General features: G+C 62.8%; 9 protein-coding genes and 2 pseudogenes. 9 read left to right on the top strand and 2 right to left on the bottom strand.

All coding sequences use genetic code 11. From position 1 onward, the window contains the following. The 4 genes from FPV16_RS22975 to FPV16_RS22960 form a co-directional block, all read left to right on the top strand. Positions 1-979 (top strand): hypothetical protein (locus tag FPV16_RS22975; RefSeq protein ID WP_227440852.1); only part of this gene is annotated, 979 nt, incomplete at its 5' end. A 331-nt stretch (positions 980-1310) separates the two neighbouring features. Next, the gene (locus FPV16_RS22970; protein ID WP_227440851.1) at positions 1311-2426 is read left to right on the top strand and encodes an FAD-binding domain-containing protein; all 1116 of its coding nucleotides are present in this window, start codon (positions 1311-1313) and stop codon (positions 2424-2426) included. A 416-nt stretch (positions 2427-2842) separates the two neighbouring features. Beyond that, positions 2843-3421 carry a hypothetical protein gene (locus FPV16_RS22965; protein ID WP_227440850.1) on the top strand — a complete coding sequence of 193 codons (579 nt, stop codon included), beginning with the start codon at positions 2843-2845 and terminating at the stop codon, positions 3419-3421. 400 nt (positions 3422-3821) lie between these two features. After that, complete coding sequence (locus tag FPV16_RS22960; protein WP_227440849.1) at positions 3822-4850, top strand: formamidase; 1029 nt, start codon at positions 3822-3824, stop codon at positions 4848-4850. A gap of 155 nt (positions 4851-5005) precedes the next feature. On the opposite strand, the pseudogene FPV16_RS22955 reads toward FPV16_RS22960, so the two are convergent. Continuing rightward, a pseudogene (locus FPV16_RS22955) lies at positions 5006-5341 on the bottom strand (DUF4113 domain-containing protein); the annotation flags it as partial. Positions 5342-5392: 51 nt separating this feature from the next. Here FPV16_RS22955 and FPV16_RS22950 point away from each other — a divergent pair. From FPV16_RS22950 to FPV16_RS26500, 3 genes and pseudogenes are all read left to right on the top strand, one after another. Beyond that, a complete protein-coding gene (locus tag FPV16_RS22950; RefSeq protein WP_227440854.1) occupies positions 5393-5857 on the top strand; it encodes an Rrf2 family transcriptional regulator in 465 nt (154 codons plus the stop codon). After that, positions 5847-6554, top strand: a complete 708-nt coding sequence (locus FPV16_RS22945; protein ID WP_227440848.1) for a class I SAM-dependent methyltransferase — start codon at positions 5847-5849, stop codon at positions 6552-6554. Before FPV16_RS22950 ends, FPV16_RS22945 begins: the two co-directional genes overlap by 11 nt. Beyond that, a pseudogene (locus tag FPV16_RS26500) lies at positions 6514-6645 on the top strand (SOS response-associated peptidase); the annotation flags it as partial. The gene FPV16_RS22945 and the pseudogene FPV16_RS26500, both read left to right, overlap by 41 nt. Before the next feature lie 230 nt (positions 6646-6875). Here FPV16_RS26500 and FPV16_RS22935 read toward each other — a convergent pair. Beyond that, positions 6876-8678, bottom strand: coding sequence for a methanol/ethanol family PQQ-dependent dehydrogenase (locus FPV16_RS22935; protein WP_227440847.1), 1803 nt, complete (start codon positions 8676-8678; stop codon positions 6876-6878). A 203-nt stretch (positions 8679-8881) separates the two neighbouring features. On the opposite strand from FPV16_RS22935, the gene FPV16_RS22930 reads away from it, so the two are divergent. Both FPV16_RS22930 and FPV16_RS22925 read left to right on the top strand, forming a co-directional pair. Continuing rightward, entirely contained in the window at positions 8882-10306 is a 1425-nt protein-coding gene (locus FPV16_RS22930; RefSeq protein WP_227440846.1) for a histidine kinase, read from the top strand. Next, positions 10303-10962 (top strand): response regulator, encoded by a 660-nt coding sequence (locus FPV16_RS22925; RefSeq protein WP_227440845.1) that lies wholly within the window; start codon positions 10303-10305, stop codon positions 10960-10962. The genes FPV16_RS22930 and FPV16_RS22925 overlap by 4 nt, the downstream gene beginning before the upstream one ends. Positions 10963-11110: the final 148 nt, after the last annotated feature.

Raw genomic sequence — 11110 nt, 5'->3', positions numbered from 1 at the left:
ACCTTTGCCCGCATCACCCCTTCGCACCCCCACCACCCCTTCAAAGCCCAAGCCCCGCTCAGCACCCAAGACACAGCGAGAGCCGGTTACCACCTGGGTCGAGTTTGAGCGGCAGCACCGGGAGGCCGATGGCCGCCTGAAACACTACCTCCACATGGGTCGCAGCGGGTCGGTCGTTCTCGATAGAGAGACCGCGACCGAACTCGACCCGGCCAACGCTCGGTTTCAGCCGGCTAACAATCTCAAAGCGCGTTTGCAGTTCGCCCGCATCATGGCCGAGCACCTGGACCGAGCGGTCCGCGCGCTCCCCGTAGATGAGCCGGTGTTTTTCGTTACCCTCATCGCGCGGCGGTTCACGGTCCGCGAGGACTGGGCCGCCGCTTTCAAGGTTCACCCCCTTCACAGCTGGACCCATCAGATCCTCCGCGGTTGTAGCTACGTTGGGATGGCGGAGGGGGCGTACTATTCGAACCTGGACGTCACCGGCGGCGGGTACCGGCACGCCGTTTCCTGGCACACCCATGCCATCGTGTGGGGCATCACAGAGGAACAGTTGAGGGAGATCTGCAACGCTGCCAACCGGCGCTACCAGACCATCGTCCCTGGAATCGATGCCGCGCACTACCGCGCTATCGAACGGTCGGAGGTCGCGGGCCAAGCCCTCTACATGAGCAAGGGGCAGCTATCGGACTACCGCCTTATTCCCCTGAAGCGAACAGACGTTGATGCGGAGACGGGTGAGGTCACAACGCCGACAACGGGTCGTTTTCGGCAGGCCAAGCATGATCTCCGCCCCGGCACCGCGGCTCGGCTGTGTAAGGTCTTCGCGGGTCGCACCCTCGGCGGGCTTGCCTTCGCCGGCGGCGGTGGGCGGGCGGTCATCAAAGCCATTCGCCACGATGCTGGTGCTGACCTTCGACGTTGGGAGAGCCGGCAGGCTTCCCGAGCGGCAGGTTCACGGCAACCGGGGGCCCGGTAACGGTAGCCCCCAGGGCCCCCTACGACCCGGATCTCGGCGATCCAACTGATGTGGGTCGGTTGGGGCATATGGAGCCGCGTGCTGCGATTACGCGCTACCCCGGCCTCCTACGGGGCGCCCCCTTTTCCTCGCCACCGGAGGCGGCTGCAGCCGTTGCTTGCTCCCATCGGCGATGTTCGCCCCGCCTTTGGCCAAGATAGCCGGCCTGGGCCGCCTGTGACGGTCAGAAGGGGCATCGCTTCAATACGGGTGCCCCTAACCCCTCGAAAATCGGTCGCATCGGCTTCTCCCCCCTGTGCGCTAGCTCACGGTTATGGATCGCATTTTCCCTATGACCCGTGCCGCCGGGCTCGAACGCCTCGCTGACTTCCTTGCGAATGAGGGAGCCGAGTATGCCGGGTCCCGCAACTTCGACCTCGGACCCGAAAGGAGGTCCACGACCTCGACGCTTTCGCCCTACCTGCGCCGGCGCCTGATCACCGAGGCCGAAGTCGTCGCTGCGGCCGTCGCTGCCTTCGGCGATGAGGGGGCCGAGCGGTTCGTCAGCGAGGTGTTCTGGCGGACCTACTTCAAAGGGCACCTGGAAACCCATCCCGCCGCCTGGACGGGCTACCTCGCGTTGACTGCTGAGGGCCATGAGCGCCTTGCCACCGAGCCGGGCCTGCGGCGGACCTACGAGGCTGCGATTGAGGGGCGGACCGGCATCGATTGCTTTGACGCCTGGGCCCTCGAACTTGTCGAGACCGGCTGGCTCCACAACCACGCACGCATGTGGTTCGCTTCGATTTGGATCTTCACCCTGCGCCTGCCTTGGGCCCTCGGCGCCGAGTTCTTCATGCGCCACCTCGTCGATGGCGATCCGGCCAGCAACACGCTTTCCTGGCGATGGGTTGCAGGCCTTCACACCCGGGGCAAGCACTACGTCGCCGGCGCTGAGAACATCCGGCGGTACACCGATGGACGCTTCGATCCGGTGGGCCTCGATGAGTACCCCGACGCCCTCGACGAGCCGATGCCGCCGCGAGAAATGGCACTTCCGCCGGCCGGCGGTGCCGAGCCGGAGGGCGAGGTTGCGCTCCTCCTGCACCTCGACGACCTGCACCCGGAGAGCCTGCCCCTTGGCACCGCGCGGGTCGCCCGCGTCGGCGGCTTCGTTGCCCATGCGGACGGCGCGTCTGACCTGGTTAAGGCTGCGGACGAGGCTGCGATGGCCGATGCCCTGGTGCGAGCCGAAGCCTATTTCGGATGCCCGGCATCCCTGATCGAAAAGGACTGGGCTGGCAGCCTGCCGATTGTGACCGCATGGGCCCCGGTCGGACCATCGGCGATGGTGCTGCCACAGGGGTGCCTGCGCCTTTGCCGGGCCTGGGACGAGGCTGCGTGGCCGTTGGCCACCCGCGGCTACTCCCGGCTGAGGAAAGCCATCCCTCGGCTCTCACTAGGTTGATCCGCCGAACATTTGGCAAGACGGCGCGGCACTCACGTTCGCGGTTATAAAAAACGTGGGCACCTCGCCCAGCTATTCGACATGATGTTGGTACGGACCTTCAACGCTGGCGGGGACCACTTTTCCCAGCCCCCCCCTACTTCATAATAATCGCAAGATCCCATGCGAGTTTTAGCAACGTGGATCCCAATATTCGCTGATAATGGGCAGGGCAGCAAAAGCTGATAGCGCCACGCTTTCCGCGAACACTTGTTCCCAGTTCCGCTCGAAACTACACCCCAAGGACTCAGGTAAACAACACCAGGTGCGCAACCGTGCACTTGCTCTCAATGCTTGGAAAGCACTCAAGAACTTGTCCACGGCGATGTGAGAAGAACAGCAAAAGATGAGGTTGCGAAATGAAAACCGTCAGACCAATGACAGAACGCGACAAGAGAAACATGGCAGTTGGATACCTGATGTCAGGTGAGTGGTGCACTCTCGACCAGAAGGAGCGAACGCGTGCTGATATCGCCCTGAGTGCTCTTTTCAACCATCTTAAGCACGCGGGAAAGCAGGTGAAGATATACCCAGCTGCAATGAACGCGATGATCAGTCAGCTCGCCACGATCATCGAGGGCGGCTCCATCGACGAGTACGACATCAACTGGGACAATTTGCTTATCAAGGGAGTGGCTTGGAAGCAGGACGTCCGAGCAACCGCTCGATGCAGCTTGGCCCTGCTGAACTTCTTTGGTCACCTGAGCGACGCGGCTCGCATCACCAACCGCAGCTCGATTTCTGCGAAGTGGGCCTTGTATCTGCTGAACCTCTTCGACGAGGGCGAAGGATTGTTCACCGGCGAGGTCTTGGACGATGGGTTTATCTTGGCAACCACCCCATCTGGCTGCCAAGTCTTAGGGCAGCGAGCTCACTTTCTCTATCCCGACTTTGACGGAGGCTACATTGAGCGTGATACGTTCAAGGCCGTTTTTGCTCAATTTGGGAAGAGGTAGCTGATTTAGTACGTGTACTGCAGCGAACGTCGGCTGGATATGTAGCAGATAGACCTGGTAGATACGGAAGCCTGACACAAGGGGCGGCCCGCAGGTCGCCCCTTTTTGTGACATCGCTGATACTGCTCTTATCAGCATACTTCCGCGGGAACCAAGCAGCCCTCACGGCGGCCGGTACGCTTCAGTGCGACTGCCACGGATCTTCACTACGGTCCCCCCAAACCAGGGATGTCGGCGATCAGATTGGTATGGTGGGGCGACCACAGGTTGGAGCCGTTCCGGAGCAAGCGACGTTCGTAGCCGGCATTCTCCTTGCTCGCATCCGCCGGACGCCCGGCTTAGCGAGCCATCCGTCGGTTGCCGTGGCTCGGTGCCGATAACGAGATAACGGGAAACGCCCATGAGCGGACTAGGCGGACTCAACAAATCCCCCAAGGGCGTGGTGCTGGGCCTCGTCCAGCTCCAACTACCTACCGTCGTCACCAAGGCCGACCTCGCGGCACAAACCGAGCGCATCGTCGCCATGGTCGCAAAGGCCCGGCGCAACCTCGCGACAATGGACCTTGTGGTCTTTCCCGAATACGCGCTGCACGGGCTGTCGATGGACACCAACCCCGACATCCTGTGCCGGATGGACGGGCCGGAAGTGGCAGCCTTCCGGCAGGCCTGCATCGACAACCGGATTTGGGGCTGCTTCTCGATCATGGAGCTGAACCCGGGCGGAAATCCCTGGAACACCGGCCTCATCATCGACGACCAGGGTGTCGTGGCGCTCTACTATCGCAAGATGCACCCGTGGGTGCCGGTGGAGCCCTGGGAGCCAGGCGACGTCGGCATCCCGGTGATCGAGGGACCGCGCGGCGCGAAGATCGCGCTCATCATCTGCCATGACGGGATGTTTCCGGAGATGGCGCGCGAATGCGCCTACAAAGGCGCCGAGATCATGATTCGCACGGCGGGCTATACCGCGCCAATCCGCGAGTCGTGGCGCTTCACCAATCAGTCGAACGCGTTCTGCAATCTGATGGTCACGGCCAATGTCTGCATGTGCGGGACGGACGGCTCGTTCGATTCCATGGGCGAGGGCATGATCGTCAATTTTGACGGGGCGGTCATCGCCCACGGCACCACGGGGCGCGCCGACGAGATCATCACGGCGGAGGTCCGGCCCGACCTAGTGCGGGAGGCGCGCCTTCACTGGGGCGTCGAGAACAACATCTATCAGTTCGGCCACCGTGGATACACGGCGGTGAAGGGTGGCGCGCAAGACTGCCCCTACACTTACATGCACGATCTCGCCGCCGGTTGTTACCGCCTGCCGTGGGAAGACGATGTGAAGGTCGTAGATGGCACGTCCTGCGGATTTCCCGAGCCGACCCGTTCGTACGGTGACGCACAAACTCCAGGAGCAAAGAAGTTGGTGGAGTGAGGGGCGTTAAATATGGGCACCATCGAGGGCTCTCAGACCCAGCTTTCTGAGGTACGTGCCAGTCGTCTTACTATGAACTCACCGGCAGGATTCTGCTCGTTCCACATCGTTCCTAAGGCCGCGACCGCTCTTCCTAGCCTGTGTGGCACCCACGACGGGATGTCGGCGAGCCGGGTCGTGTAGCGCGACGAGCGTTTGTCGAACTGTGTGGACCAGTTTCGCTGCGCCCCAAAGCCGGCTGTGCCGGGCACCACCGCCCCGCGCCCCCAGCGGCGGTTACAGGCGTCAAGAGCGTCCATCAGCGCCTCACCCCGCTCGCGGTCGAGACCGTCGAACAGCGCCCGCTGTGAGGCCGTGAGTGTCACAAGATCGACGGTGATGACCCCTGCCTTCGAGTATCGATAGCCGGCCTTCCAGATCCGCCGCACGCCCGCCGTCGCCGCCCTGATCAGCACCAGGGTGTCGGACGTCGCTTCGTGCAGGGTGACAACGGCGCAGGACAATCCTTGACACTCATCACATCATGCAACTATCGAAGTTGCATGAAACGGGATAGTCGATTGTCGGGCGTGCTTCACGTCCTTCTCCACATGGCCGAATTCGACAGGACGATGACGTCCGAGCGGCTCGCCCTAGTGATGCAGACCAACCCGGTCATCGTCAGACGAATCATGGGCAGGTTGCGCGATCTCGGCTTAGTCGCCTCGGCTAAGGGACATGGCGGTGGATGGCGCCTGTGTTGCGACTTCAACCGCGTGACTCTGCACGATGTCTACCAGGCCCTCGGCGCCCCTGAGATTTTCGCAATGGGTCATCGTAGTGCAGAGCCCGCGTGCCTCGTCGAGCAGGCCGTGAACGCCGCCCTCGCGACGGCCTTCGAGGAGGCGGAGCGCGTGTTGCTGTCGCGCCTCGGCGACGTGACCCTCGAGGCGCTCAGCGTTGATTTTAATGCTCGCCTCGCCAAGCGCCAAACTCATCAGCAGGAAGCCCGTCCCGATGGTGCATAGCGAACGACTGGGGACCCTCGACTTCGTCGCCGCCTTCGACGATCCCGCGGCAGCCGCAAAATACTCGGAAGGACCGCGGCGCTTCGTGCCCGGCCTCGATGCGCTTCACCGGATGACCGCCATCCTGCTCGCCGAGACGGCCCCCCGTGACGCGCGGGTTCTGGTCCTCGGCGCCGGCGGCGGATTAGAATTGCAGGCCTTGGCCGAGGCCCAGCCGAACTGGACTTTCATCGGCGTCGATCCAGCACGGGAGATGCTGCTGCAGGCGGAGCGAACACTCGGCTCTCTGATTGAGAGGGTGACTCTGGTTCAGGGATATATCGACGATGCCCCAGCCGGTCCCTTTGACGCCGCCGTTTGTCTTCTGACCCTGCATTTCCTTGATGCCGCCGAACGGGAGGCCACGGTCAACTCGATCCGTCAGCGGATGAGACCGGGGGCTCCGTTCGTCGTTGCCCACGCGAGCTTCCCGCAAGCCGAGGAGGAGCGGGGACGCTGGCTGAAACGCTACGAGGCCTATGCGGTCGCCTCGGGCGCGGAGCCCGCGATGGCACGCAAGGCCCGCGCTGCCGTGGATGCGAGCCTGCCCGCCCTAGGCCCCGAGGAGGATGCCACCATCCTCCGCGCTGGCGGTTTTCGGGACGTCGCCATGTTCTATGCCGCCTTCACTTTTCGTGGCTGGATTGCACGAGCCTAAGGCTAAGGTCCCCGGACCGAAACAGTTCGGCGAGCACCCGGTCACGAACGTGCGCAACGTGATGAGCCCGCATTGGCGCCCCTGGCTCAAGGTGGCCTCAAACATAAAAAAGGCGGGCCCGAAGGCCCGCCGATCCATTCCCATATGACAGCATGGTGGAGGACTTACGCCACACGGAGATTTGGATCAGTCAATGTCGCAAACAGCCCTCTTGGTCGTTGGCGCGAGGGCGACACGCCATTCCTCCGGACAGCGGTCACTGCGCGGGAGAACGGTGCTTGCATCCGCCCCAACAGAGCGGATGCAACGGGTCGAGGTCGGTCAGTTCGGCAGCGTGAAGACCGTCAGCTGACCGCCGAGGTTGGTGTAGCTCGATAGGGCAGCGTAGCCACCCACCGCGCCGAGCCCGGCATTCGGGTCCGTGAGACCGGCTGCGAGGCCGATGCCGGCCCAGCCACCGACACCTGACAGGATGGCGAGGTGCTGCTTGCCCTTGTGGGTGTAGGTCATCACGTTGCCGATGATGCCGGAGGCCGTCTTGAACTTGTAGAGTTCCTTGCCGGTCTTCGAATCGACGGCCTTCAGATAGCCTTCGAGGGTCCCATAGAACACCACGTCACCGGCGGTGGCGAGAGCACCCGACCATACCGAGAACTGCTCTTGGTTCGACCAATTGATCTGGCCCTTCAGGTTGTCCCAGGCAATGAAGTTGCCCATGCCGCCGTGGCTGTTGGGAGCCGGGTACATCGAGACGGTCGCACCGACATAGGGCTGGCCCGGCGTGTAGCTCACCCGGAATGGCTCATAGTCCATGCAGACATGGTTGGTGGGCACGTAGAACAGCTGGGTCTTCGGCGAGAATGCAGCGGGCTGCTGATCCTTGGTGCCGAGCGCGGCTGGGCAAACGCCCTTCGTATTGGTGTCCTCGCCGTTCTGGTCGGTGGAGAACTTGGCCTGGACGAGGGGGCGGCCATAGGTAGGCGACGCCTTGTCCAGGTCGATCTTCGAGGCCCAGTTCACCACCGGATCGAACTTCTCGGCCACTAATACCTCACCCGTGGCGCGGTCCAGGGTGTAAGCGAAGCCATTACGGTCGAAGTGCGTTAGGAGAGGGCGCTCCTTGCCGTCGATCTTCTGATCCGTGAGGATCATCTCGTTGATGCCGTCGTAGTCCCACTCGTCGTGCGGGGTCATCTGGTAGACCCACTTGGTCATGCCCGTATCGGGATTGCGAGCGAAGATCGCCATGGTCCACTTGTTGTCGCCCGGACGCTGCTTGGGGTTCCAAGTCGAGGGGTTGGCGGTGCCGTAATAGACGAGGTCGAGCTTCGGATCGTAAGAATACCAGCCCCAGGTCGCGCCACCGCCGGTCTTCCACTGATCGCCCTCCCAGGACTTCAGGGAGGAATCCCGACCAATCGGTTTGCCGAGCGACGTCGTCTTCGCCGGATCGACGATCATGTCGTCATCGGATCCGACGCTGTAGCCGCGCCAGACGCGATTACCGGTCTTCGCATCGTAGGCGGTGATATGGCCGCGAATGCCGTACTCGGCACCGGAGATGCCGACGATGATCTTGTCCTTCACCGGCAGCACCGTGGCGGTGTTGGTCTCGCCGATTTTCGAATCCCCGTTTTTGACCGACCAGTTCACCTTGCCGGACTTGGCGTCCAATGAGACCAGGGTGGTGTCGGCCTGATGCAGGATGATGGCGCCATCCGCATAGGCCAGGCCGCGATAGACCGTGTCGCAGCACATGACCGGGATCACGGACGAATCCTGCCTCGGCTCGTACTTCCAGAGGATCTTGCCCTCGTTGTTGAGGTCGAGGGCATAGACGATATTGGGGAAGGGAGTGTGGACGAACATCATGTCACCGATGACGAGCGGTGAGCCCTCGTGGCCGCGCAGGACGCCGGTGGAGAAATTCCATGCGACCTGCAGGTTCTTAACGTTCCCGGCGTTGATCTGGTCGAGCTTCGAGTAGCGGGTGTTGGCGTAGTCGAGCGTCTGCAGCACCTGCTGGTTGGGGTCTTGGCTGCGCTTGAGCACGTCGTCATTGGCGAGCCCGGCGGTGGCACTCGCAACCGCGAGGCCCAAGCCGAGAAGGCAAGCATGTTTCATGGAATTCCTCCCGTCGCCGGCTGCCTTCTTCGACTATCTCGCGGAGCAGCCCGACGACGGAAACGCTATTGGCCCGCCCGGTCCCCTGGTAGGGCAGGATCCCCGTCGGCAGTCGGGCATTTTGCCTGATCGTGGCCTTGACCACTTGCCAGCATCCGGCAGTTGCGTCCCTCTCCCTCGCTGGATGCGGGGAACACCACGGCATGGGTCTGCTCATCGGATTGATCCTGCGCGTCCTGGGCGTAGTGATGCTTTGCTTGGCCTGTGCCACAGCCTGGGTCGTCGCCGAGGTGCACCAAGGCATCCGAGAGGAGACCGCGGCCTCCGCCGACAGGGTGGTCCGTGAAGCGCAGGAACTCGCCTGGCGGGAACTGACCTGGCGCGGCAGCGCCGGTCGCTCCGCCAAATATGCCTTCCCGGATTGGCGCAGCTCGCACACCCTGCGATTCATCAGCCCCGGGAACTGCGTCGCCCTGACATGGGAGGGCGAGGCCACGCTTCAGCAATGCAGTGGCTTGGAGACCGCGGGTAGGCCCGCTCCGGCGTGGTTCGAAACGTTGTATCGCGGGGCTTTCGGAGTGATCCCGCCGATCCGCCGCGCGGTGATCCTGAATCGTAGGGAAGCGGGGATCGTGGTCACTACGCCCGACCGGGGCGCGGCCGTGCGACAGGTCTGGCGACAAGTGCGGGTGCTGATGGCCGCCGCCGCCGCCATGGCTGGCGGTATCGCTATCCTGGCCACTTTCGTAATCGGTGTCGCGCTACAGCCGGCGCGGGTGATCACCCGTGGCCTCGGCAAGATGGAGAGGGGCGATCATTCCACCCGCCTACCCCCGTTCCGAGCCGGGGAGTTCGACCGCATCGCGCGTGCCGTGAACGCCCTGAGCGAGCGTCTCCAGCACACTACGGCCGAGCGGATGGCGCTGACCCGGCGCCTCTTTGCCGTTCAGGAAGAAGAGCGCCGTGCACTCGCACGTGATCTTCATGATGAGTTCGGACAATGTCTGACCGCCACGGGAGCCCTGGCGAGCGCAATCGAAGCCGAGGCTGGCGAACGTTCGGAGTTGCGTGACGACGCCCGCTCGATCAGCCGGATCACCCGTCATATGATGGGCACGCTGAAAGGGGCGCTGGCACGCCTGCGGCCCCCCGACCTCGACGAGTTCGGCTTGGAACACAGCCTCCGCCGCCTCGTCTCGACATGGGAGGGACGAAGCGCGAAGCCCGCCGCTTTCAACCTGAGCTTTGCCGGTGACTTCTCGACATTGAGCGCACCGGTTGCGCTCAGCATCTACCGGATCGTGCAGGAGTGCCTTACCAATGCAGTTCGTCACGGAAAGCCGACTCAGGTGAATGTCAGCCTTGTTCGGACGCCGGACATGGTAACGCTCGGCATCGTGGATGACGGCGGTGGCGACGCGGCGCTGGTGGAGACCGGCAGCGGCCACGGCGTTCTCGGCATTCGCGAGCGGATCGGGGCTCTCGGCGGAACTTTGGCCATCGTCCCCGCCCAAGGCGGCGTACGGATCGAAGCGACGATTCCATGTCCGTCGGAGGCCATTCATTCTAGCCCACGGAACGATAGGAAGGTCCATCCCGAAATGAAGTTAGAGGGGCTTGCCGCGTGAGCGAGACCTGCATCCTCCTCGTCGATGACCATCCTGTCGTTCGGGAAGGGTATCGTCGTCTACTGGAGCGTCAACCTGGATACCGTGTCGTGGCCGAGGCGGAGACGGCATCCGATGCCTACCGAGCATACAAGGCCATGAAACCGACATTGGTGATCATGGATCTGTCGCTGCCGGGTCCTAGCGGCCTGGAGGGAGTCCGTCACATCAGGCAATGGGACTCGCGCGCCCGCATCCTGGTGTTCACCATGCATCAGGGGGCGGCCTACGCCCTGAAAGCCTTTGAGGCGGGAGCCTCAGGTTACGTCACCAAAAGCAGCGCCCCCGAGGAACTGGTTAGATCCGTGGCCATCGTGGCACGCGGCGGACAGGCAGTCAGCGCCGACATCGCACAGGAGCTTGCAGCGGAACGTCTCAGCGGCAAGCGCTCGCCGCTCGACGAGCTCGGCCCCCGGGAAGTCGAGGTGCTTCAACTCGTGGCATCCGGCATGGCCACGGAGGCCATCGCCAAGGCGCTCAACCTAAGCCCCAAGACCATTCAGAACTACCATTATGGCATCAAGGCGAAGCTGGGTGCCCGCAATGACGCGCACCTCGTCTGGTTGGCAATTGCCGCGGGCCTCATCCGACCGAGTGGGTTATCTGGCGACGCCTGACGCAAAAGCAGAACGACAAGAGTTTAGTCATTTCTTTCACTGCTCCGGTATTATCAAAGAGACATGGCGGCACAACTCATAGGCAGCTACCTTAGCTGAAAACCAACCTAAACTTGACATTAGGATGATAATCTTATAATATGCTGGT

The organism is Methylobacterium sp. W2 (genome assembly GCF_020662345.1).
Taxonomy (GTDB): domain Bacteria; phylum Pseudomonadota; class Alphaproteobacteria; order Rhizobiales; family Beijerinckiaceae; genus Methylobacterium.
The sequence above is the reverse complement of the archived record's forward strand: the minus strand, read 5'-3'. Positions and strand labels throughout refer to the sequence as shown.

Coding starts and splice junctions, on each gene's coding strand:
- FPV16_RS22965 (WP_227440850.1), top strand. CDS start 2,843: ATGACAGAACGCGACAAGAGAAACATGGCAGTTGGATACCTGATGTCA.
- FPV16_RS22970 (WP_227440851.1), top strand. CDS start 1,311: ATGACCCGTGCCGCCGGGCTCGAACGCCTCGCTGACTTCCTTGCGAAT.
- FPV16_RS22945 (WP_227440848.1), top strand. CDS start 5,847: ATGGTGCATAGCGAACGACTGGGGACCCTCGACTTCGTCGCCGCCTTC.
- FPV16_RS22960 (WP_227440849.1), top strand. CDS start 3,822: ATGAGCGGACTAGGCGGACTCAACAAATCCCCCAAGGGCGTGGTGCTG.
- FPV16_RS22930 (WP_227440846.1), top strand. CDS start 8,882: ATGGGTCTGCTCATCGGATTGATCCTGCGCGTCCTGGGCGTAGTGATG.
- FPV16_RS22950 (WP_227440854.1), top strand. CDS start 5,393: ATGAAACGGGATAGTCGATTGTCGGGCGTGCTTCACGTCCTTCTCCAC.
- FPV16_RS22935 (WP_227440847.1), bottom strand. CDS start 8,678: ATGAAACATGCTTGCCTTCTCGGCTTGGGCCTCGCGGTTGCGAGTGCC.